Source organism: Thalassospira sp. ABL2_045 (assembly GCF_056161285.1).
Window position 1 is genome coordinate 45956 of the sequence record NZ_JBSWYV010000010.1, and the last position, 19723, is coordinate 65678.

Sequence of the window (19723 nt, forward strand, 5' to 3'; positions counted from 1 at the left end):
TCAGAAAAATAATGACTTATTCTCCAGTATATGCAATGGGTTGGGCATAAATATACAAGACCACCTTAAAAGGTCTGATTTGGGACATCACATAAAACACGAATAAAGGGAGAGCGCTGCTTTTGCGGCGCGCCGGGTGTCTTGTCAGTCAGTGCGGATGTGGTGGCAACTGCAGCGTTGTCACGCGACAGTCTTATTTTTCTTGATCCGGATGGCCTCAAGGTCGTGCATGTCAATGCTGCTGCCCAAAAGCAGCTTGGTGATGCTAAGTCCGTTTTACGGCCGGGCACAGAGGTCAAACAGCTTCTGGCTTATCTTGCCAAACATGGCGCGTTTACCGACGGGGATGCCGTCTCGGCCGTGCGCACGGCCCTTGCAGCCATTGCTTCAGGCGCGTTTTCCGATCTTCCGGCCTTTCGTTTGGGGAAGACGCCATTTCTTTGGTACTGCGATGTCGGGCCGTCCGGTACGGTTGCACTCGTGCTGCGCGATGCCGGCCGGGCACAGGAACTTGCCAAGGCATTGGCTGAGCATAAAACCTTTATCCAGCACCTGATCGATGTTTTGCCAACCCCGGTTTGCCTTAAAAACCGTGAAGGCGTTCTGACGCGCTGTAACGGCGCCTTTGCCGAACTGTTCGGTTTGGACCCGCAGGATGCGATTGGCAAAAGAATGGCCGATTTCGCGCCAAAATCACTCGCCAAGACCATCGGCGGACTTGAAGCTCCCCTGCGTGAAGAAGAAGGCCAGGTTCGGGACGAGATCAGTTTTGCCATTGATGACAACGAATGCACCGCACTCTTTGCCGCATCCACGCTCAGAGGGCCAAGTGGGGCCATTGCCGGCACCATCGGCTCATTGATTGACGTCACCAGCCTGAAAAAGGCGCAGGCCGAAGTTGCCGAAGCATCTGAGCGCCTGACAGGGCTGCTTGAAAGTGCGCCGGTCGGGGTCGGGATTTCAAAGCGTGACAGCGGTGTCTTTACCTTCTTTAACAGCACGTTTTCCAAGATGCTTGGCATCGAAGACGAGAAGGAGCCGTCTGATGCCATCCTTCTGTCCGAGCGTTACCGCGAAAAATCGCTCAAGGACATGGATGCGCTTGGCGAACTTCAGGATGTCGAAATTCGCCTGCGGCGCCCGGATATGGCCGATGCGCGCTGGCTTAAGACATCGATCGAACCTTTGTCGTTTCAAGGCGAAGAGTCGGTCTTGTGGTGGACCAGTGACATCACCAAGCAAAAGCATGCCGCGCGCGAGCTGCAAAACAAGGCCAATAATGACGAACTGACCGGCTTGGCCAACCGCGCGCGCTTCATGCAGAAGCTGGATCAGTGCGAAAACGTCCTGCGCGGTACCGATACGCCAGCGGCGATCTTTATCCTTGATCTGGATGGCTTTAAACGGCTGAACGACACAAAGGGCCATGCGGCAGGGGATTGGGTGCTGGTCGAAACAGGCAAGCGCCTGAAACGGGCTGCACGCCGGGCAGAAGAAGTCGCACGGTTGGGCGGTGACGAATTCACCTTGCTGTTCTTGAACAAGGGCGGCGAAAAGGAAATGTCTGAGGCTGCTGATGCCATACTTGCCGAAATGAGCCAACCATTTGTCTGGGAAGGACAGGATTGCGGCATTTCAGCGTCTATTGGCTTGGCCGTGTTTGATGGAGGCAGATGTGATATGAGCGAACAACTCCGCCGCGCGGACAAAGCAATGTATGAAGCCAAGGCGGCGGGCAAGGCGCAATATTGCCTTTATACCCCCGAGCTCGAACCGGACCTGCATCAGGACGAGGGACAATAAGTCCTTCGGCTTTTCGGGCCCGTTCCGGTGCCTAAGAGTTCGAAGGCCGTCCTGATTTATCCAGGCCGAGCGTGTCGAGCAGCGGTTGCAGATAGTTTGCGTAGGGCTCCCAGTTTTTCAGGCCATCACGATAGATTGGCTTACGCACCTGCATTGCACTGTGGGTGCGGATTTGCCGTTTCGTCTTATAGAATTCCATGCAGGTGTCGTCCCATTCAAGGCCGACGAAATCGATCAGTCGCCGGGCTTCGGTTCCCAGATCGTCGACAACATTCTCATAATCGACTTCGATAAAGCGATCTGCGGGGAGTACCTGACGCCAATGATCCATGAACTTCAGATAGGCATTGTAATAATGGCCCAGTTCTTTCTGGTCATAGGCAAAATTCTGAATGCCAGCGAAACGGCGGTTATAAATCGAAAAGCAGGTCGCGACCGGGTTGCGACGGCAATGAATGATGCGGGTGTTCGGTAGCATCAATGCGATCATGCCCGCCCGAACAAAGTTTGCGGGAAGCTTGTCAATGATACGGCGCGTTTTATCAGGGTTGGGGCTGTTTGCCGCAATGCGTGACATGCGCGCTATTGTCTCTTTGCGATATGCCTTGCCAATCAAATGAACAAATTCGTCGTCGTACTGTGTGGGCCTTTCGTGATTGGTGCCGGATTTCAACTTGTGTTCAATCAAGCCATGATGGTGACGTGCCATAACATCAAGTTCACCTGCGCCAAAAATCGCGGGGTGGGAACTCATAATTTGCTCAATCAGTGTTGTGCCGGAACGTGGCATACCGACAATGAAGACATGGTGCGGTTCAGCATCCTGGTCGCTAACAGGACCCAATTGCGCAAAACGCTCTGCCGGAAATGCCGATTGCATGTCATCAAGCATGTTCTCGATTGCTTCGGGCGAATAGGTGATGCTTTGACGCTTGATACGGTTAGCCTCTTCGAGCGCCTTCATGGCGGACCCGTAGTTGTTCTGGTCCATTTCCGTCTTGCCAATCGAAAACAAGAACATCTCGCGGTCTTTGGCGGGCAGGTTCTTGTGTCTGCCGGAAGAATAGATTTCCCGCATTTCTGACTGGGTCGGGTGGTTTTGCGGGATTTTCGAGATCAGGCTCAGACAGTGCCATGCGCGAACGTTACGGGGTTCACTCTTTAGGACTTTCTCGAATATTTTGCGTGCTTCGTGGAAATTGCCAAGTTCCTTGTGGCATTCGCCCAAACTGATTTGGATATCGTTCAAGGCCTTGGTTTCACCGTTTTGCTGGGCCAGCGCGAACGCATTGCCAAAATGCTGCATGGCTGCCTGAATGTCGTCGAGGGATAAAAGAATCGCCCCCATTGCATTCCACGTATTCCAGTCCTTTGGCGCGAGGGCAATGGCGTGCTTTAGATGTTGAACTGCACGGTGTATTCCAGCGAGGCGAGCTTCGAGAAGCCCCAATTGCAGATGGACTTTTGCCTCAAGAGGAAACCGCTTTTGTGCGGCGAGCAAAACGGTGCGGGCCTGGTCGCCGTATCCCGAGTTGCTAAGAATTGCGGCAAGATCGGTAAAATAAGCCGGTTTGGTTTCGGCGCTGTTGCAGGCGCTTTCAAGACTTCTGATCGCTTTATCTATTTGGCCGTTTTCGTAAAGAATCAAGCCGTTAAGCTGCATCAATTCACCGTTTTCAGGATGTTCGCTAATCAGTTTGTTGCATATCTTGCGAGCGGTACGGCGGTGCCCTGATGACCATTGCTTGCGAATTTCCGCCAGGCCAGTCTTCAATTTACAAGATTGGGCTGGTACGAAATTGGCTTTCGCATTGACGTTCGCTGCGCGCGTTTTGGCTCGTCCGACGAGCTGATCATCAATCATCTGCGGGCATCCTGTTTGCTCGATTGTTTTGGCCGTTCGTGTGACGGTAGGCCGCCTAGTGCAAACACGGATTAGCCAGAAGAAACTGGCGCTTCTACCGGTTTTATTTTAGTTGGTCCGGGATGGTGCCAAGCGCTTTGAGCAGCGGCTGGATGTAGGGCGCGTAGGGCTTCCAGCGTTCGACACTGGTCTGATACAGGCCTTGGCGTACTTGTGCGGCGCTGGCAGTGCGGACCGAGCGTTCCGTCTTGTGGAAATCAAGGACGGCACCATTCCAGGGCAGCCCCAGAAAATCGATGAGACGACGGGCTTCGGGTTCGATATCGGAAACAAGGTCTTCGTAATTGATCTCGATAAACCGGTCCTTGGGCAGGACAGCCCGCCAATGCGCCATCAGGTCTTCATAGGCGCGGTAATAGTGTCCCAGTTCGGTTTGGTTGTAGGCATAGACCTGCAGACTGGCAAAGCGCTTGGAATAGCATGACAGGCAGGTGTCGACCGGATTGCGGCGGCAGTGAATGATCTTGGCGCCGGGAACTGAAAGCAGGATCAATCCGGCCCAGGCGAAGTTCCCCAACATCTTGTCGATCATGGTTTTGGTCGTCGGGGACGGCGGATACATCGCGAGGAGTTCTTCGCGATAGGATTTCGCAAGCTCCGCCCGCAATGCCGGGTTTTTGATCTTTTCGTGGTCCTCGGGCTGACTGGGGAAAAGGCTGCCAAACAGTCGGTCTTTGAATTTCGGCAAGCTGCGCACTTCGCCGGTGGCCAGCGTATCAGGATGACTGCCAAGAATTTGTTCGGTCAGTGTGCTGCCACAACGCGGCATGCCGACGATAAAGGCATGATCAGGACCGTCGCCTGCTTTTTCTGGCAGGTTTTCAAACAGGGTGGCTGGAAAGTAGTCAGCAATCGCGCGCACACGCGCACAGGCGGACTTGGAATCATAGGCCTTGTGGGTCGGGGTGTCTTCGGCGAAGTCTTGGCGACGCAGCGCATTTGCCGCATCGAGGTAATAAATGGCCTGCTTGGGGTCCTTGCTGTCGATATAGGCCTTGCCGAGTGCAAAGCCGATCATTTCGCGATCCGCCTTTGAAAGATCACCAGTACCCTCGTTCAGGATCTTTTCCATGGTCGTGATATCAGGGCTGTCGGCGGTGAATTTCGTGACATCGGCAAGGCCATGCCATGCACGTCCGGACCTGGGTTTTTCGGCGATGGCTTTGTGGAAGTATTCTATGGCCTTTTCAAGGTCGCCAGTGTGTCGCTTGGCTTCACCGATCTGAAGCAGGTTGTTAACCCGGCGTTCCGGATCATCCGGGGCGAGTTCCTCGGCGCGGGCAAGATATTCCAGTGCCTCTGTCTCACGCCCGACCTTGAGCAAAGCTGAGCCCAGATTGTTCAGCGCACGCCAGTCATCGGGACTGAAGGCCACAGCCTTTTCAAGAATGCTGATGCCCTGGTTAATGTGTTCACCCTGGATCAGGTAAACCCCAAGGTCGCTATATGTCTGGCCGTGGGTTGGAAATTTGTGGATGGCGGCAAACAGGATTTGCTGGACAAGGTCATACCGATTGCTTTGGGCAAAAATACCGGCGAGCTCCCGGAAATACTCAATCGTGGTATCGGGAAGGTTGCAGGCCGTTTGCAGCAGCTTTGCGGCTTCTGTCAGATTGCCGGTCGCACGGCGAACTTGTGCGGCAATGAAGAGGGCAGGGCCGTAATCAGGAGCAAGCGAGAGCGCCTGTTGCGACTGTGTCAGGGCATCATCAGCCTTTCCCGATGCCAGCGCGCTTTGTGCTGCACGGATCAGCTTGTCGGCCTTTTGGCGGTTGCGTTTTTCCGCAAAACTGGGCGTGGACGCTGCCTTGCTCATAATTCTGATTAAATCCCGATACCAATGGTTGGGTCAAGCCTATCGGTAAGGGGTAATCAAACGGTTTAAGTCGAAACGAAAAACGCCCGGCCAATCGGCCGGGCGTTTCCCGTAAGCGTTGTCTTCCGAGTGGAAGATTATGCGCTGTAGTACATGTCGAACTACTACCAATTAATAAAAACAATAACTTACACCACTGAAAAGTCTAACGCGTTAGACACTCTTTTCCCATGCGGTGATTGCGCCACGCGCCATTTCAGTTGTTCTCGGGACATAATGTTCGAGGATTTTTGATGTCTGCTCAATCGACCAACCAGCAACCGCACTGATCTGGGTTGTTGTTGCCCCGGCCTCTGACATCCGAACCGCTGCCGTTCTTCTGAGGTCGCGCGGCTGAAGGTGTTGCATGGCATCTCCTGTGGCCCGTCTGAAGTTATTCAGGAACGTGGTGTAAGGCACCGGACGACCCTCATGCTGAACAATGGTGGTGCATCCGGCTTCCTTTGCCAGTTTGACCGCTTCAGCGATCCGGTCGATTGCGTCACGGTGCAGTGGGATTTCAAGGAATGCACCGGTCTTCTGTTGACGGACACGGATCATGTTCGTTGCCGGGTTGAAATGACTGACCGGCATCTTGAGAACATCAATTGGCCGCTGGGCGGTATATTGCAGAAGACAGAAGGCCGTTGTTGTCGCAAAGGCGCGATCCCCGAACTGAGCGGCATGATACCAGGCTTCAATCTCTGCCGGTGCCCATACGATTTGCCTGCGGCTGCCTTGCGTGGTTTCAATGAATTGTGCCGGGTTTTTGTCCATCACTTCCCATTTGATTGCCGTTTTGAACAGCAGGTTCAGGATGGTTTTCAGTTTCCGGTCTGCCCCCTTGATACCGTCAAAGGTATCGACAAAGTCCTGAAGCATCGGTGATGTGAAAGCTGATATTGGAAGGTCGGGGCCAAGCGCATGAACCTCGTTCATGTACTGGATGTAGAACTTCTTCGTTCCTTCGGCCAGTTCCTTGAAGCCGCGACTGTTCTTGTATTTGGCAATCACCCAGCCGATTGATCCGGGCCAGTTCTGACCTTCGTTCTCGACCACTTGGCCGAGTGTCGCCAGACGAGATACGGAATGTGCGGTCAGCTGATTGCTTTTGGATAGGTTCAGCAACAGATTTCGGTCGATCTCATAGTTCTTGTCTGCCAAATCGTTCAGGGCATTCAAGACCTTGATCCGTTGCGACCGGTCATCGGGCAGCCGCGTCAAAGGTTGCCCGCGCCGTTGCCAGTAATACCTGAACGTTCCGTCAGTGTTGCGCCGCTCGGTGAGATACCGCAGCTTTTCCCCGCTTGGCCCTGCCATTGATTCCTTCCCGCAGCAATCGTTTTGCCATGTCGTCATCGTTGGTAAGACCTCCCATTTCGTCAAGGGCCTTGTCCAAGACCTTGCGGTCAAAGACCTTTTTTCTGATCCCGGCGCGATCACGGTAGGGGATCGGACAGAAAATCCCCGCATCGACCGCCTTTTGAAAAGTATTCTGGTTTGTCAAGCCGACATATTCGCAGGCTTGTTCTTCAGACATACAACGCGGCGGGATGTTGACTGGTAATGCGCTCATTCATCACCTCCCGTAAACCGAACCGGCACAGCATCACCTTTGATGTATAGCGGGTGTTTCGGTGAGCCATCAGCATTGATGTGTAGGGCTTTAGTTGTGACCTTCCCGTGCATGCAAGCCATAGCCAGCTTGTCTGCCATGGCAAGTTTGCCGTGAGTTCCCCAGGCACAAACCATCGTGTCGACCAGATCCGCAACTTCGGAAATGTGTTTGCTGTTGTCGGGGCCAAACGGATCGTCCGCAGTTTTGAGCATCACCGGCTTTGGCGTCCGCATCGCAAACAGGTTGACGACGATAAACCCGCCATATCCCCATGACTTTGCAAACCCGATCAGGCGACGGATCGTCGGATCATCAACGCTTGCATCTGCGGTGCTTGGGTTGAGCATGCAGAAGCCGACAAGCGGTTTTGATTTGTCCCAGACACGCCAGAGGCGATAACGGTATTTGCCGCAATCACTGATGACGGCACCGCTGTTTGTGTCAAATCCAGTCATCGCTTCATCCCCTCCTGATATGCCATGTTCAGTTCTGCCATTGTTTCGGGGTCTCCCCCGGTATCGGGGTGGTGCTTCTTGGCAAGGCGGCGAAAAGCCTCTCGCACCTTGTCTGGCGTGGCATCAGGATCAATACCAAGAACATCCCACCAGTTGCGGCGCTGAGCGGACTCATCGACAGGAACACCACCTGGCGGCGGCAGGGTCTTGAACCCGGCAAAGGCCATTTCAAGATCACCGACACCCCAGCGATCCATGCCGCGCAGTGCTTCGATGTGTTTGGCAACAGCGGCGAGGTTATCGGCAACGGAATCCCATCGGTCACAGGGCAAGCAATGTGCCTTTCCGCAGAACTGGAAATAGACCGCAACACCGGGATCATCTGGTTTGCGTCGACCCGATCTCGGTAGACCATCGTTACGCAATTCGACATTGGACGAGATCACGTAATTGATCGCACCCATCAGTTCGAGCTGTTCGATCAACCGTTGCAGTCCGTCGGCAACAGTGAGACGGCGCTTATATCCGTTATTCCTGTCAGCCTTGCCGAACGGTGCCATGCGGCGACGTGCCGGATCGGTGCGTTTGAAGCCTTGCGGCCATGAAAGGGGATAGGCTTCTGTCATTTCGCACCGCCTTTCAAGACAGCATCGATCTTGTTTCGAAAAGGCCCGCCGACAACTGCTGTTCCGTTTGGTTTGGTTTTTTCGATCAGATCGTCTCGGACGGCCTCAACTTCCCTTCGCATCCGAGCGTTCTCTGCGACGATCTCCTCAATCACCTTCATCGCCCGATCACGAAGGAACTGCCAGCGCACGCCGTGTCTTGAATATTTGCTGCCATCCGCGATGTAATCGGCATATTCGTCTGGGGTCATTTGCATGGCGATACCTCGCACAGTTCGTCGGGGATTTCGATTACAGGGCCGATATACTGATAGACATATCCTCGGCATAGCGCCGCAAGCACTGTTTCACCTTCCATGCAGACAACATCATTGTCACTGCAATAGCAGACTCCTGCGATATCGACGCCGACATTACATCCGCTTGCTTCGATCAGGGGCCTCCATGTGCCCAATTGCCGGATGGGTTGTACTCATCGTCCTGAATTGCCTTTGGAAGCTCTCGGACGATCACTTGCGGCTCATCTTGGTTGCCGGTGTCGAAGCAATGCCAATTCCCAGCGGGCCGAGACTGACCGTACTCAACAAACGCAACCGCCCAATTCAGCGCGCGCCCGTCGAGGTCTGATACTTTCATCAGCATCACGCAGCCCTTTCCTTGATCATCTGATCGACGTTGATCAGGTGAGGGGTGAAGGACACGGCCCAGATCCAGTCATTGCGCTTCCAGCTCTCGGGGCCGTTGATGTATTCCCAGAGCATGCGGAAGCTGCCTGTGGCTTCCCGGCAAAACTGGGCTGGCACTTCACGCCCATCAACCATGGTGGTCATGAAGGTCTGAATTCCATAAGGGAACCATCCGTCATGAAGGCGTTCGACGCCCTCGGCCTTGGCATCTTCCTCGCTGATATCCTGCAAGCGTTCCGGTCTGACATCGGTGATTTCGAGCGTGATCCTGCTTGCCCAGCGGGGCATGTGCATGCCGTGACGGAAACGGCCGTGTCGAGCGCAGTTGTCACGGTCAACCTCATAAAAGACCGGGCAATGCTCTGGATGCATTTCACGAGGTGGAAGTGGATCACGGTCAATCCATGTCCGCCAGTGTTCGCGTACATAGCGGAGTTCCCCGACCTGATAAGGTGAACGCTTCATCAGTTCGTCATGGCGAAAATCATGAAACCGCATTTCCTTGTCGCGGAAGTGCCAGTCATAGCCTTTGGTGTCGCTCGGGCCAAAGTCGGAATGGCCCGGATATCCAAGCAGCTTAAATTCGCGTCGCGTCTGCGTTTTCCCCGTGCCTGGGTTTTCGATCTCGCGCAACAGCGCCTTGATCATCGGCGCGCTGAACGGGATTGGTTTTGCTGTGATGGTCATGCCACACCCCCAACCGCCCGGCTCAGATGCCGTGCCGTTTGCCGAATAAACGCCTTGTCATTGCTGCTGACCGATCGGTAATCGGTAACAAGGTCCAGAAGCCCGCGATCAGAGGTCGTTTCGATCTCGCCAAGGTTTTCGAAAAAGTATTCCGGCTTAACCTTGAGCGCGACGGCGATGTCATAAAGGCGCCCTGCACTGATCCGGTTGGCGCCACGTTCGTATTTGTGCGCCTGCTGGTAGGTGACGCCGATCTTGTCGGCCAATTCCTGCTGCGTCAGACCAAGTTCGGTGCGTCGAAGCCGCACCTGCGCCCCGACGGCCTTGTCGATATCGGTTGACCGTCCACGGTTGCGACCGATCATATCGGTGGTATTGTCGTTGTTGGACATGATTCTTTCCTGCTCTTGGATGGAGTGAATTGGTTGTGTTCGGGCGCTGGCGAGGTTGCCGCCTCGTCAGCGCCGCTTTGTTATTTTCCGGTCTTTGCTTCGATACGGTCGAGCCGTTCGATCTCGGCAACGATCAGCGCACATGCGCGAACCAAGTTTTCGCGGTAGCTTTTCGGCTTCCACCATTTCTTGAACCAAGGCCAAAGCTTCGCAAGGGCTTGCTGCATAATCGTATCGTTGCGGATTTCTTCACCCTTACTGAAACCGGCGTAACACGCGGCGGCCTTTGCAAGCTCTCCTTTGGTGTGCGTGTCGTCATGCGCTAGCGTCCAGCCTTCCACCGATTGCTGACGCTCACGTTCTGCTATTACATCCTTGATTGCCTGACTGGCCATCACGCTGCATCCTGTGAAAGTTTTTCTTTGACCTGTTCCTTTTTGTCCCAAATCTTGGACGCGTTCGGGCTTTCGCTGTCGCGCAGATATTGATAGGTCGGCCAGATTTCGGTGCGCCACAGGGCGGCAAGGTCGCCACCATCTGCCGAGCAATCATCCATCGCGGCAAGGGCTTCTGTTACCCATTCTTCCTCTGTTTCCGGGGTGTATCGTGGAAGTATCCCGTGCGACGGTTGCGCCGCTTCTGACTGCGCCTGTTTGGCATTTGCGCCAACGGCCCACTGACGCAGAACTTCACCGGCCTGCTTGCCTGCATGGCGACCTTCCGGGAATGCTTCTCGGTGCTGTTCCTGCAGCTTGAGAGGGATCGGAACGCCGGGTTGTGACGGAAGCAGCAACAGGCTGACGGTCAATTCATACGGAAACCGTTTTTCACAGATCGGTTGCCAGCGTTCATTGATCGGTCGGTCGGCGGCCGGGATAACATTGGTTGCCATGATCGGTTTGCCGTTGCGGCCGATCTTCGGACTGCCGTCCGGGTTGGTGATTGGCACCGGTTGCATCAGCATCTTTTCTTCGGCCCGCAGGCAAAAGATCAGGTGCGCCCGGCATTGCAAAAGCTTGCCGACCATTTTCTTGTGTGCAGTTTTCGGTTCTTTCCAGTTTCCAGGGCTTTTAACGCCATCTTCGGCCAACCGGTCCGCCCATTCGATAATGCCGCCTTCGCCTTCGTATTCATGGCTGAAACTGTCGATAATGATCACGTCATACCCGGCATCGTCGGCGGCCTTGATCGCCTCGACATATCGGCTCGGGCTGAATGGCGGTTTCATGTCGCCGTGATCGAACTTGAACTGGTCGGCATAGTGCAGGGCGCGACCGGCTTCTGTGTCAATCACCGCGATCTTGCCATCAGGACCGGCAAGGCCAGTGCCGACGGAAAGGGCGGTATAGGTCTTGCCAGAACTGGACGCACCGGCAATGCCGATCAAAAGCGATGTGCGTTCCCGCACGGCGGGACGGAATGAGAAAGTCATTTGTTTTCTCCTCGGAAAAGGTTAACTGCGGCTTCTTCGGTTGCCGCGTCTGGCGCTTGCCAGCGCAACGAGATTTCGAGCAGTTCCTGATCATCGTGATCAAGATTGCGGTCTTCCCATTTGTTGGCTTCCCATGTCGGGCATTCGAGGTAATGAACGCGCCCGACATATCCCGGCCAGTTGCCGGTTTTCAGGCACCACGCCCATGACGTGACGGCGGCGTCTGCCTTGCGGAACGCAACACCGTTAAAGTACGGATCAAGCTCATGCACGGCCAAGGCATAGGGCGGTTCGGTTTCCTGCACGACAAAACGGAAATGCGGGTCTTCAATGCCGAGTTGCTTGGTAATGCCCCGGCGATAGAAACCAGACTGCACATCCGTCCCGGTGTTAAGCAGGGTACGGCGCCAATCAAGCGGCCCCGCCATGCCGCCCGTGGTTTTGTAATCCCAAATGATGTTGCCGTTGTTCGGCTTCCAATCGAGGCGCATCCGGCACCAAATCGGGAAATTTTCCGGGCCGTCGCGCCAGATCACGGTTTGCTCGGGCTGGCCGTATCCTTTGCGGAAGGCTTCCCATGCTTCTTCGTGGCGGTCCAGTTGGGCGCGGCCGGCACGAACCATGGCGCAGGCTGTCTCATACTGATCAATCAGAATGGGGATCAGGCCAGCGGCATACGCTTCATCCCTGGCATCCTTTGCCGCGTTCTTGCGGTAATCAGCAAAATCCAGAACGGCAATGTCGCGCTCGTCATGCAGCATCATGGAATGCGCGACAGAGCCAAGGTCAAAATCCTTGCGGACCTTCGGTTGATAATCCGGGTTCAACTTCGGGTGCGCCAGCTTGGCGTGCGACGCCGTTCTGTTGACCATCAGCTTTGCCAGCGATGATGAAAGGCTCGGCTCCGGGCAAGGGTCGGCGTGATAGTCCTCGTTGCTGATATCGGGATAGAGGCCCGGTTTGGTGATTTGGATCATTGTGCCTTCCTCATGCTGATCGCCAGTTCCAGTTTGGCGCGTACATCGAGATGACCTGCTTTCTGATTGCAGTCTTCGTGGGCCAGCATCATGTTGCTAAGTTTGTTTGGACCGCCTTGGGTGACCGGCACCCAGTGCTCGATGGTCGCCGTTTCGACTGTCAGGCAACGTCCGCAAAAGGCGCAGGTTTCGCCGTCACGTTCGATCAGCGACATGATTAATCCGTGCCGTTTTCGGTTGCCGCGTGATGGCTTTGTTTGCGCACGCCATTCCGAACCGTCGAGAAAGGCGCTCAGGGCCTGAGCGGCGCCATTGCTGGCGCTCGAAACCCAGTCCTTTTTGTTGCGATAAATCACACCCATGCCGCGAAACGTTGTGAACCTGATCAGTTCATAATCGTTGGTGGTGGCATGGATCTGACTACCGCGCGCCTCGAGCCATGCGACGAACCGGTCGCGCAGGGCTTCAAAGTCTTTGACGGTGGTCGGATAGGCACGCTTTCCCATCACTCCGCCCCCTTGGCTTTGGTGAGGGTGGCTCGGGCTATCTCTCCACCATCATCATCAAGCGCACTCCGCGCTGTTTGACCTTCTTGCGTGATCTTCTTGCAATTCCGCGCCTGTTCTTCGTACCACTCCAACGCCCCAACCAGTTCAGTGATGAGGGTGGATTGGGCTTCGATAGCATCATGAAGCTCGTAATTCGCATCGGATACCAGCTCGTGAATGTGCTTCATGTCTGCCCATTCTTGATGGTCATCACTGGTTGCGTAGCTGCATGCAATTGTGTCGACTTGACCCAGCGAGAAGCTGACAGAACGAAACCCCGTAATTTTCGGTTCACTCATCACTGAAACATCCTTCTGTGCGCCAACCACTTTCTGATCGGGCGGGTGAGTTTGTGGAGGAGGGCGGTCATTGTGCTGGCCCCCAAACTCGTTCGCGTAGACCATCAAGGCCGTCATTGCCATGAATTACGCTGTGCATGCGGGCCAAGAATGACGGATGGTCTAGCTGTGATCCTGAATGGATTTTGACCACTTCGTAATAGCCGCCTGTATCTGGGAAATAGAGCTCGATGACCTTCAATTTCCCGATATTGGCGCGTCGCATGTTGATGCCGTGTGAAGCGATAACTTCCAGTTTGCGGCGTTTTTCGTGGCCCTCTGGAATTGATGAGATCACTTCTTTGGTGCTTGCTTCATTTGCAATAGCCATCACACACCCCACTGTTTCAAAAAGCGCCATGCCAGCCGCTTGCTATGCGTTCCGGCGCTGGTGTCGTTGAGGATCGCCTTTGCCTGCTTGCGCCAACGGGCGACCAGTTCGAAGGGAAGGGGCGTCATGACAGCCACCCGGAAATGATTGATACGATCTCGCGGCCTGCGTACAGGAACGCGGTGATACTTATCAGTAGGGGAGCGACAATGGCTGCAACCCTCTTGATGTCATGTTTGGGTGACAGTTCATCTACCCACTCACAGTCATGAACTTCCGGCGTTGATCGGATGTGCTTTTCGAACTCGCCGGTTTGGTGCCAGTTGAAGTCACTCATAACCTGCTCCTTTGCTAAACCTCTTCTGGATGCCGCCCCGCAGAGCGGCATCTGGTAGGGGTTAGTCGGCCACGCGACGGGCCTGTTCCGAAAACGGGTCAAACTCGCGCTTGATCGGGATTTCGTAAGTTCCTTTGGGAATCTCGTGCGCACCGTGCGGATTGCCTGCGGTCTGCTTCAGGACCGTTGCCTTTTCGACCACGGCATAAAGAATGCGCATGCCCTGCGGAACGTCGCTGGTGCGTTCCATTACGGTGACGCCTTCGGCTTCGAGAACGTGGTGGTGGTGGCTTTCGCTTTCGCCGACCACGATCACACCGTCTTTGACTTCAATCGGCTTCATTTCGCATTTCGGAAGCTCTGCAATCGGCTGCATACGAACTTCACCCTGGCGGATAATCGTCATTTCAAATCTCCTGTTAGCTGACGAATTCGGGGTATTCAAAATCGGCTTCTGCTTTGCCGAAACTCCATGCCTGTGCGGCACGAACGGTTTTGATGGGGTTGCCGTCAATGTCTGAAACACGCGGGACGCCCTCGACGATCAGGCCGTTTCGTTTACAATAGGCGCGAAGAAACAGACCTGGTTCGGGTAATCCGGGAAGGGTCAGTTCAATCAGGTCGCCGTGATCCGGGTTTTCGTCGCTGTCGATGATTTTCGCGTCAAGAACATCAAGCATCTTCGGCCAGCCGATGATTGCGGCACCGGCAGCACGTTGTTCGACATTGTCGGCGCGAAGAACCTCAGCAGGTTCAAGGGTGTCGCTATTTTCGATCCAATGGCCTGGAACGCGTGTCCCACGAAAGGCGTACAGCGCATAACCGTCGCGATATTTGATCGCAGGGCCTGTTTCGCTGTGAAGACGTCGCTCCTCGAAATCGAATGAAACGGTTTCTGGCCGGTCGGTGATGATGCAGAAATCGTTGAACGGGTACCACCACCCACACGACTTCAATATTTCGACATGTGCTGATAATTGATCGTTCTGCTTTGCATCATAAGCGGCACCAACGCGCCGACCACCTTCAAGCCACGCCCAGATATAATCCTGATTCCCCCAGAACCATGTTCCCATGTAAGAAAGTCGCTGGCCCCTGAGCTGGCCCCAGAGCTGGTCCCTGAGCTGGCCCCTGAGCTGGCCCCTGAGCTGGCCCCCGAGCTGGCCCCAGAGCTGGTCCCAGAGCTGGTCCCTGAGCTGGCCCCAGAGCTGGTCCCTGAGCTGGCCCCTGAGCTGGCCCCTGAGCTGGCCCCCGAGCTGGCCCCAGAGCTGGTCCCTGAGCTGGCCCCTGAGCTGGCCCCCGAGCTGGCCCCAGAGCTGGTCCCAGAGCTGGTCCCAGAGCTGGCCCCCGAGCTGGCCCCAGAGCTGGTCCCAGAGCTGGTCCCAGAGCTGGTCCCAGAGCTGGCCCCCGAGCTGGCCCCAGAGCTGGTCCCAGAGCTGGTCCCAGAGCTGGTCCCTGAGCTGGCCCCCGAGCTGGTCCCAGAGCTGGTCCCAGAGCTGGTCCCCGAGCTGGCCCCCGAGCTGGCCCCCGAGCTGGCCCCTGAGCTGGTCCCCGAGCTGGCCCCTGAGCTGGTCCCCGAGCTGGTCCCTGAGCTGGTTACCCTTCACCATTGCAGGCCAAGCCTTGCAGGCCAAATTGATGTAGATCTCAGCGCCCATAGGTGACGACAACCGAACAAAATGCGGCTTTTTCTTTCCGATACTTTCGTAAAGAGACGTGATCGCCGTTTCCGCCCGATCAAAATCGGCGGGTTCGGTTGAAAAACCACACTCAAGAAACTCGCGGTAGGTGTTTGCGATGATTTCTTTGCGCTCTGGCGTCAGGTCGATTTTCATTTCAAATACCCTTGTCGTAAAACACTCAAGAAAGCGGGCCGTGACCCGCTTCGATCAGGGTTAAATCTCGGCTTTGAGAAAGACGTATTGCGCGGTTTGGTGACGGACCTCGGCGCGGTAATCTTCGCGGGCGTCTTCTTCGCGGATTTCATCGATCCGGGCCTGCAGGTCGGCAATGATTTCATCATCGACCTGACCGAACATGTCGCTTTCGAGGTTGCTGAGGATTTCGCGCAGCTTTTCGGCAGCAGCAGGATCGATCGTTGATGGCATCAGTTCGAATTGCAGATTGAAAATCATGCGTTTGAACTTGGTCTGCTCTTCCCGGAGCAATGCGATTTGCGCGGCGCAATCGACTTCATCAAGGTCATAATAGGTGTTGCTCATGACCGGCCCTCGGCTTTGGCGATCAGGTCTTTAACGCCTTCAAGCGTGAACGATTTGAGTCGTGCGCCTTCGTCATCGCCAGCGACACGATCAGCTTTGATCAAATATTCAATTGTGTCGCGGAACAGCTTGACGCTTGCCAGCAGTTCAGGTGCGACGGCAAAAAGATGCGCATCGGCTTCGTTTTTCGAAACGACAAACGCGACCGGCTCCATTGATCCGTCATCTTTTTCAATCGGAAATTCACCGTCGTTGTTTGCTGGGGTGATAACCCGCAACGGCCCCGGCGTATGTTTGGAAACTTCACTCATCACTTGCTCCTATGTTGCGCCGGTTGATTGATCGTGGCGCGGTTCTCGCTGTGATGAGACTTACGGTAATGTGGTTATTTTACCACGTCAAGAAGAAATGTGGGAAAAATACCATAAATGTGGTTTTTGAGGTTTAGGCAAAGAAAAACCCGCCACGTGGGCGGGTGATCGGATGGTATGTATGGCTGGTTATTCTGTGATCTGCCCAACTACCCGATATATGTGAATGACGCGGTTGGCGTCGTAATGCAGCTCTTTCCGTGGATTGAGCTGTTCGACAATCACTTTGTCTGGTGTGCGCCGCACGAGGCGTTTCACGTAGGCCTGATGGTCATCAAGCTCTAGCAGTATATAGTCACGAGGTCGAATAGGCTTGATCGGATTTACATAAAGAAGGTCGCCCGCCTCGTATCGCGGCTCCATAGAATCCCCTGTCATATAGCAAGCAAAGGCATTCTTAACGCCAACTAATGCGCCTGGTCTGTGTGCCATTCCCTGAATATCCCCATTGTCCAGAAAGAACGCGTCTGATCCGCCGCGTGCATTTCCTCTAATGGGCAGGTCTCTTGGGCCTGCGACGAAATCAACGCTGGAATGAGGCATCTTAGCGTTTGGGGTGTCCTGTTCGCTGCTATCTGCAAGGGTGGGGGTCGGATCACCTTCGCCTGACATCAGCCAGCCCACGTCGCACCGCAACACACGCGCGAGGCGCGATGCGCTGTCCGAGCGCATGCCTTTCTTTTTCCCGTACTCGATCTGCTTGATGAATGTCCGGTCCAAGCCCGCCGCCTCGCTGGCGGCATTGGATGACAGATTCAGTGCATCGAGGCGGGCTTTAATCCGCGTGAATAAAGGGTTTTCTTCCATGTGGGGAATATCCCACAACGGATGTTGTTTTGCATGTGGTATTTTTACCATTGACATTGTGGTTAAGTTCCCACATTGTGAGGTTATCAACTGGACCAACTGAGGAATCCCGTCGTGGCTGAAAGCAAAACCCTTCGAGAAAAGCTGATTGAAGATGCCGAGGAATTTTGCGTCAAGCAGGGGGTATCTAAATCTCACCTTGCCCGCGTGGTCATGAACCATGGCGGCTTCTTCAAGCGCCTCGAAGATGGCGGCGATTGCTCCACCGGGGCCTATGAGAAGTTTCAAGCAGTATTTAACGACCCAGCAGCGTGGGAAGCAGCCAAAGAAGAGCGATTCGCAAAGCCTGCCGCCTGAATTCCCGGCGACCCTTTGTCGCGCCGGGCATCGTGGCCACTCCGATATGTGGCAGGGCCCGAGAGGGTCCTACGTCTTCCAGACGTGAAGCCTCCCGAAAAACTAGGCCGGGACTTGTTGTTCCCTCAACGCGAAGTCCCGGCCCTTTTTCACGGAGCAGAAGTCCGGTGAGCAGCCGGACAAGTCGAACAATAATTAATTGATGCGTTTATGTCTTTTGCAATCGGAGCGAGTTTTTCCAATGACCATTCGACGCCAGCCAAGAACGGAATTCAGTGCCGCATCATACTGCGTTGCCGAGCTTTCAAGCGACGCCATCAAAGAAGCCATCGGCAAGACCGTTTCCACGCTTCGCCGGGCCAGCAACCCGGAAGACGAAGATGTGCGCATCAGCTTTCGTGACGCGGCACAATTGGATGCAGCCCTGATCCGCGCTGGTGATGAGCCAAAATTCCTCGAAGCCATGCAAAGCATCATTCAGGAGGCCGCGGGCGGCGATATTCCGCACAAGGCCAAAGACCTGTTTGAGCGCCTGGCAGAAGCCACTGAGTCCATGGGCAATATTGCCTGCGAAATTCGCGCGGCACATGACCCGAGCGGGCCGGGAGGCGCAGCAGTCGTTCCCTATGAGCTTGATCGTATCGAAACAGCTATTTGCGAGGCTATCGAAACGCTGGAAGCCAAGCTCCGCGACGTGAAGGCGCTGCGCAAGAATGAGAACGTCCACAACCTTAACAGCAAGAAGGAGGCCAGTTGATGGCGAAATTCAGAAAGAAACCCGTGGTGATTGAGGCGGTCTGTTGGGATGGGTCCAACGCGAAACGCATTGATGATTTCATTGATACCGAAGCAGACCATGGCGATGGCACCAGTTTCGTGATCGGTGACGAGGTGAAAATCGCAACACTGGAAGGCGTTATGACCGCCAGTATTGGCGATTGGATCATCAAAGGCGTTCATGGCGAGTTCTACCCATGCAAGCCGGACATCTTCGAGAAGACCTACGAGGCTGTGCCAGAGGCGAATCCGGACTGGGTTGACCCGGACGACTGCGAGCTTGCGGGAAACTAACCAACAACCAAGGAGGCCACCATGCACGGTTCAGACCCTCCGAAAGACGCAACCCGCCTTCACCGCACGCCAATGGTGCATGTCTGGTGAAACGGCAAGTCACACAAACCGGGGCGCCCAGCCTGTTGCAAGCATTTGGTTGCCCCGGTTTCTGCCTCAGCAACGAGCAGATCAAGGTCTGCTGATTGGTGCGGCGGCGTGGAAAGCAGACACGCTCGGCCCCCTTTGGCTATCGCATGAGCGACGGGGGGATTCGGTTCCTGATGGAGTGCGCCAGAAAGGTAAGCCGGAGTAGCGACCGGCCCGCACCACACCGCCGAGTTTGGCGGGAAAACGAGCAAAGAACGAAACAACATAACACCGAGGAAAAGAATGTCAGAAACCCATGAAGAAGTGACAGAGAACGAAATCGGCGAAGTTGCCGCCAATCTCAAGGGCGACTATTCCCGCGCCGTTTGTGACTGGTTCCGCAATGCGCCGAAGACCTGGCAGGAAATGAGCGAAGACGAACAGAAAGAATTTATCGCCCGTCTTTCCGAACACATCGAAAACCTGATCGAACAAGCCATTCGCGCCATTGCCCGTCAGGGTCGCACCGTCATCAGTGCCCAGCTTGATCAGGTGACGATCAAAGACGGGATCAAGGGCGTGGTTTCGATGTCGAAAAGTGCCGAAGACCGTCATGCCCTGTTTGATGCGCAGGGCCAATGCGTTTTGTTGGTCGTCGCCGGTGAGCGTGAAGATTACACCGGCGGCGACATGCCGCAGCCCGAACCGGACCAGCGCGATCTTTTGGAAGGCGAAACAGAAGACGGCGAAGGCTTCGAAGGTGAAGGCGAGAGCGAAGAAGTCGACAACCTCGACGAAGAAAACGAGGCGGCCTGAT

28 protein-coding genes are annotated in these 19723 nt (G+C 55.0%); 5 read left to right on the top strand and 23 right to left on the bottom strand.

The annotated features are described in order from the left end of the window. Window positions 1-141 precede the first annotated feature (141 nt). A complete protein-coding gene (locus ACXAIA_RS14490) occupies window positions 142-1803 on the top strand; it encodes a diguanylate cyclase domain-containing protein (RefSeq protein WP_475349941.1) in 1662 nt (553 codons plus the stop codon). A 31-nt stretch (window positions 1804-1834) separates the two neighbouring features. On the opposite strand, the gene ACXAIA_RS14495 is transcribed toward ACXAIA_RS14490, so the two are convergent. From ACXAIA_RS14495 to ACXAIA_RS14605, 23 genes are all read right to left on the bottom strand, one after another. Then, window positions 1835-3667 carry a tetratricopeptide repeat-containing sulfotransferase family protein gene (locus tag ACXAIA_RS14495; RefSeq protein ID WP_475349942.1) on the bottom strand — a complete coding sequence of 611 codons (1833 nt, stop codon included), beginning with the start codon at window positions 3665-3667 and terminating at the stop codon, window positions 1835-1837. Between the two features lie 103 nt (window positions 3668-3770). Next, window positions 3771-5543, bottom strand: a complete 1773-nt coding sequence (locus ACXAIA_RS14500) for a tetratricopeptide repeat-containing sulfotransferase family protein (RefSeq protein WP_475349943.1) — start codon at window positions 5541-5543, stop codon at window positions 3771-3773. Window positions 5544-5756: 213 nt separating this feature from the next. Further along, complete coding sequence (locus tag ACXAIA_RS14505) at window positions 5757-6902, bottom strand: tyrosine-type recombinase/integrase (RefSeq protein WP_475349944.1); 1146 nt, start codon at window positions 6900-6902, stop codon at window positions 5757-5759. Continuing rightward, window positions 6847-7158 carry a hypothetical protein gene (locus tag ACXAIA_RS14510; RefSeq protein WP_475349945.1) on the bottom strand — a complete coding sequence of 104 codons (312 nt, stop codon included), beginning with the start codon at window positions 7156-7158 and terminating at the stop codon, window positions 6847-6849. Before ACXAIA_RS14510 ends, ACXAIA_RS14505 begins: the two co-directional genes overlap by 56 nt. Next, window positions 7155-7655 carry a DUF1643 domain-containing protein gene (locus tag ACXAIA_RS14515; RefSeq protein ID WP_475349946.1) on the bottom strand — a complete coding sequence of 167 codons (501 nt, stop codon included), beginning with the start codon at window positions 7653-7655 and terminating at the stop codon, window positions 7155-7157. The genes ACXAIA_RS14510 and ACXAIA_RS14515 overlap by 4 nt, the downstream gene beginning before the upstream one ends. After that, on the bottom strand, window positions 7652-8281 hold the full coding sequence (locus ACXAIA_RS14520; RefSeq protein WP_475349947.1) for a J domain-containing protein: 630 nt from the start codon (window positions 8279-8281) through the stop codon (window positions 7652-7654). The genes ACXAIA_RS14515 and ACXAIA_RS14520 overlap by 4 nt, the downstream gene beginning before the upstream one ends. After that, a complete protein-coding gene (locus tag ACXAIA_RS14525) occupies window positions 8278-8532 on the bottom strand; it encodes a hypothetical protein (RefSeq protein WP_475349948.1) in 255 nt (84 codons plus the stop codon). Before ACXAIA_RS14525 ends, ACXAIA_RS14520 begins: the two co-directional genes overlap by 4 nt. Window positions 8533-8713: 181 nt before the next feature. Then, window positions 8714-8923, bottom strand: a complete 210-nt coding sequence (locus ACXAIA_RS14530; RefSeq protein WP_475349949.1) for a phage protein NinX family protein — start codon at window positions 8921-8923, stop codon at window positions 8714-8716. Next, entirely contained in the window at window positions 8923-9654 is a 732-nt protein-coding gene (locus ACXAIA_RS14535; protein WP_475349950.1) for a hypothetical protein, read from the bottom strand. Before ACXAIA_RS14535 ends, ACXAIA_RS14530 begins: the two co-directional genes overlap by 1 nt. Then, complete coding sequence (locus ACXAIA_RS14540) at window positions 9651-10046, bottom strand: helix-turn-helix domain-containing protein (RefSeq protein ID WP_475349951.1); 396 nt, start codon at window positions 10044-10046, stop codon at window positions 9651-9653. Before ACXAIA_RS14540 ends, ACXAIA_RS14535 begins: the two co-directional genes overlap by 4 nt. An 80-nt stretch (window positions 10047-10126) precedes the next feature. Beyond that, window positions 10127-10441: a hypothetical protein gene (locus ACXAIA_RS14545; RefSeq protein ID WP_475349952.1), complete on the bottom strand. Its 315-nt coding sequence runs from the start codon at window positions 10439-10441 to the stop codon at window positions 10127-10129. Beyond that, window positions 10441-11478 (bottom strand): AAA family ATPase, encoded by a 1038-nt coding sequence (locus tag ACXAIA_RS14550; protein WP_475349953.1) that lies wholly within the window; start codon window positions 11476-11478, stop codon window positions 10441-10443. Before ACXAIA_RS14550 ends, ACXAIA_RS14545 begins: the two co-directional genes overlap by 1 nt. Further along, window positions 11475-12455 (bottom strand): PD-(D/E)XK nuclease-like domain-containing protein, encoded by a 981-nt coding sequence (locus tag ACXAIA_RS14555; protein WP_475349954.1) that lies wholly within the window; start codon window positions 12453-12455, stop codon window positions 11475-11477. Before ACXAIA_RS14555 ends, ACXAIA_RS14550 begins: the two co-directional genes overlap by 4 nt. Next, window positions 12452-12961, bottom strand: a complete 510-nt coding sequence (locus tag ACXAIA_RS14560) for an HNH endonuclease (RefSeq protein ID WP_475349955.1) — start codon at window positions 12959-12961, stop codon at window positions 12452-12454. Before ACXAIA_RS14560 ends, ACXAIA_RS14555 begins: the two co-directional genes overlap by 4 nt. Beyond that, window positions 12961-13302, bottom strand: a complete 342-nt coding sequence (locus ACXAIA_RS14565) for a hypothetical protein (RefSeq protein ID WP_475349956.1) — start codon at window positions 13300-13302, stop codon at window positions 12961-12963. The genes ACXAIA_RS14560 and ACXAIA_RS14565 overlap by 1 nt, the downstream gene beginning before the upstream one ends. Before the next feature lie 67 nt (window positions 13303-13369). Then, a complete protein-coding gene (locus ACXAIA_RS14570) occupies window positions 13370-13702 on the bottom strand; it encodes a hypothetical protein (RefSeq protein ID WP_475349957.1) in 333 nt (110 codons plus the stop codon). Next, a complete protein-coding gene (locus ACXAIA_RS14575) occupies window positions 13672-13800 on the bottom strand; it encodes a hypothetical protein (RefSeq protein ID WP_475349958.1) in 129 nt (42 codons plus the stop codon). The genes ACXAIA_RS14570 and ACXAIA_RS14575 overlap by 31 nt, the downstream gene beginning before the upstream one ends. Further along, the gene (locus tag ACXAIA_RS14580) at window positions 13797-14009 is read right to left on the bottom strand and encodes a hypothetical protein (RefSeq protein ID WP_475349959.1); all 213 of its coding nucleotides are present in this window, start codon (window positions 14007-14009) and stop codon (window positions 13797-13799) included. Before ACXAIA_RS14580 ends, ACXAIA_RS14575 begins: the two co-directional genes overlap by 4 nt. Before the next feature lie 61 nt (window positions 14010-14070). Beyond that, window positions 14071-14415 carry a hypothetical protein gene (locus tag ACXAIA_RS14585; RefSeq protein ID WP_475349960.1) on the bottom strand — a complete coding sequence of 115 codons (345 nt, stop codon included), beginning with the start codon at window positions 14413-14415 and terminating at the stop codon, window positions 14071-14073. A 13-nt stretch (window positions 14416-14428) separates the two neighbouring features. Then, a complete protein-coding gene (locus ACXAIA_RS14590) occupies window positions 14429-15844 on the bottom strand; it encodes a DUF6745 domain-containing protein (protein WP_475349961.1) in 1416 nt (471 codons plus the stop codon). A gap of 60 nt (window positions 15845-15904) precedes the next feature. After that, window positions 15905-16231, bottom strand: coding sequence for a hypothetical protein (locus ACXAIA_RS14595; protein ID WP_475349962.1), 327 nt, complete (start codon window positions 16229-16231; stop codon window positions 15905-15907). Further along, the gene (locus ACXAIA_RS14600; RefSeq protein WP_475349963.1) at window positions 16228-16542 is read right to left on the bottom strand and encodes a hypothetical protein; all 315 of its coding nucleotides are present in this window, start codon (window positions 16540-16542) and stop codon (window positions 16228-16230) included. The genes ACXAIA_RS14595 and ACXAIA_RS14600 overlap by 4 nt, the downstream gene beginning before the upstream one ends. Before the next feature lie 189 nt (window positions 16543-16731). Further along, window positions 16732-17466 (bottom strand): XRE family transcriptional regulator, encoded by a 735-nt coding sequence (locus tag ACXAIA_RS14605; protein ID WP_475349964.1) that lies wholly within the window; start codon window positions 17464-17466, stop codon window positions 16732-16734. 57 nt (window positions 17467-17523) lie between these two features. On the opposite strand from ACXAIA_RS14605, the gene ACXAIA_RS14610 reads away from it, so the two are divergent. From ACXAIA_RS14610 to ACXAIA_RS14625, 4 genes are all read left to right on the top strand, one after another. Continuing rightward, window positions 17524-17766 carry a hypothetical protein gene (locus ACXAIA_RS14610; protein ID WP_475349965.1) on the top strand — a complete coding sequence of 81 codons (243 nt, stop codon included), beginning with the start codon at window positions 17524-17526 and terminating at the stop codon, window positions 17764-17766. A gap of 241 nt (window positions 17767-18007) precedes the next feature. Then, window positions 18008-18523, top strand: a complete 516-nt coding sequence (locus ACXAIA_RS14615) for a phage regulatory CII family protein (RefSeq protein ID WP_475349966.1) — start codon at window positions 18008-18010, stop codon at window positions 18521-18523. Then, window positions 18523-18837 (top strand): hypothetical protein, encoded by a 315-nt coding sequence (locus ACXAIA_RS14620; protein WP_475349967.1) that lies wholly within the window; start codon window positions 18523-18525, stop codon window positions 18835-18837. Before ACXAIA_RS14615 ends, ACXAIA_RS14620 begins: the two co-directional genes overlap by 1 nt. A gap of 372 nt (window positions 18838-19209) precedes the next feature. Beyond that, the gene (locus ACXAIA_RS14625) at window positions 19210-19722 is read left to right on the top strand and encodes a hypothetical protein (protein ID WP_475349968.1); all 513 of its coding nucleotides are present in this window, start codon (window positions 19210-19212) and stop codon (window positions 19720-19722) included. Window position 19723: the final 1 nt, after the last annotated feature.

What these genes read in the sequence shown, in the direction of transcription:
- ACXAIA_RS14590 (WP_475349961.1), bottom strand. Translation starts at nt 15,844, where the DNA reads ATGAAAATCGACCTGACGCCAGAGCGCAAAGAAATCATCGCAAACACC.
- ACXAIA_RS14560 (WP_475349955.1), bottom strand. Translation starts at nt 12,961, where the DNA reads ATGGGAAAGCGTGCCTATCCGACCACCGTCAAAGACTTTGAAGCCCTG.
- ACXAIA_RS14615 (WP_475349966.1), top strand. Translation starts at nt 18,008, where the DNA reads ATGACCATTCGACGCCAGCCAAGAACGGAATTCAGTGCCGCATCATAC.
- ACXAIA_RS14495 (WP_475349942.1), bottom strand. Translation starts at nt 3,667, where the DNA reads ATGATTGATGATCAGCTCGTCGGACGAGCCAAAACGCGCGCAGCGAAC.
- ACXAIA_RS14535 (WP_475349950.1), bottom strand. Translation starts at nt 9,654, where the DNA reads ATGACCATCACAGCAAAACCAATCCCGTTCAGCGCGCCGATGATCAAG.
- ACXAIA_RS14555 (WP_475349954.1), bottom strand. Translation starts at nt 12,455, where the DNA reads ATGATCCAAATCACCAAACCGGGCCTCTATCCCGATATCAGCAACGAG.
- ACXAIA_RS14550 (WP_475349953.1), bottom strand. Translation starts at nt 11,478, where the DNA reads ATGACTTTCTCATTCCGTCCCGCCGTGCGGGAACGCACATCGCTTTTG.
- ACXAIA_RS14515 (WP_475349946.1), bottom strand. Translation starts at nt 7,655, where the DNA reads ATGACTGGATTTGACACAAACAGCGGTGCCGTCATCAGTGATTGCGGC.
- ACXAIA_RS14625 (WP_475349968.1), top strand. Translation starts at nt 19,210, where the DNA reads ATGTCAGAAACCCATGAAGAAGTGACAGAGAACGAAATCGGCGAAGTT.
- ACXAIA_RS14545 (WP_475349952.1), bottom strand. Translation starts at nt 10,441, where the DNA reads ATGGCCAGTCAGGCAATCAAGGATGTAATAGCAGAACGTGAGCGTCAG.
- ACXAIA_RS14510 (WP_475349945.1), bottom strand. Translation starts at nt 7,158, where the DNA reads ATGAGCGCATTACCAGTCAACATCCCGCCGCGTTGTATGTCTGAAGAA.
- ACXAIA_RS14585 (WP_475349960.1), bottom strand. Translation starts at nt 14,415, where the DNA reads ATGACGATTATCCGCCAGGGTGAAGTTCGTATGCAGCCGATTGCAGAG.
- ACXAIA_RS14570 (WP_475349957.1), bottom strand. Translation starts at nt 13,702, where the DNA reads ATGGCGCTTTTTGAAACAGTGGGGTGTGTGATGGCTATTGCAAATGAA.
- ACXAIA_RS14530 (WP_475349949.1), bottom strand. Translation starts at nt 8,923, where the DNA reads ATGCTGATGAAAGTATCAGACCTCGACGGGCGCGCGCTGAATTGGGCG.
- ACXAIA_RS14500 (WP_475349943.1), bottom strand. Translation starts at nt 5,543, where the DNA reads ATGAGCAAGGCAGCGTCCACGCCCAGTTTTGCGGAAAAACGCAACCGC.
- ACXAIA_RS14520 (WP_475349947.1), bottom strand. Translation starts at nt 8,281, where the DNA reads ATGACAGAAGCCTATCCCCTTTCATGGCCGCAAGGCTTCAAACGCACC.
- ACXAIA_RS14580 (WP_475349959.1), bottom strand. Translation starts at nt 14,009, where the DNA reads ATGAGTGACTTCAACTGGCACCAAACCGGCGAGTTCGAAAAGCACATC.
- ACXAIA_RS14575 (WP_475349958.1), bottom strand. Translation starts at nt 13,800, where the DNA reads ATGACGCCCCTTCCCTTCGAACTGGTCGCCCGTTGGCGCAAGCAGGCA.
- ACXAIA_RS14540 (WP_475349951.1), bottom strand. Translation starts at nt 10,046, where the DNA reads ATGTCCAACAACGACAATACCACCGATATGATCGGTCGCAACCGTGGA.
- ACXAIA_RS14620 (WP_475349967.1), top strand. Translation starts at nt 18,523, where the DNA reads ATGGCGAAATTCAGAAAGAAACCCGTGGTGATTGAGGCGGTCTGTTGG.
- ACXAIA_RS14605 (WP_475349964.1), bottom strand. Translation starts at nt 17,466, where the DNA reads ATGTCAATGGTAAAAATACCACATGCAAAACAACATCCGTTGTGGGAT.
- ACXAIA_RS14595 (WP_475349962.1), bottom strand. Translation starts at nt 16,231, where the DNA reads ATGAGCAACACCTATTATGACCTTGATGAAGTCGATTGCGCCGCGCAA.
- ACXAIA_RS14525 (WP_475349948.1), bottom strand. Translation starts at nt 8,532, where the DNA reads ATGACCCCAGACGAATATGCCGATTACATCGCGGATGGCAGCAAATAT.
- ACXAIA_RS14600 (WP_475349963.1), bottom strand. Translation starts at nt 16,542, where the DNA reads ATGAGTGAAGTTTCCAAACATACGCCGGGGCCGTTGCGGGTTATCACC.
- ACXAIA_RS14565 (WP_475349956.1), bottom strand. Translation starts at nt 13,302, where the DNA reads ATGAGTGAACCGAAAATTACGGGGTTTCGTTCTGTCAGCTTCTCGCTG.
- ACXAIA_RS14505 (WP_475349944.1), bottom strand. Translation starts at nt 6,902, where the DNA reads ATGGCAGGGCCAAGCGGGGAAAAGCTGCGGTATCTCACCGAGCGGCGC.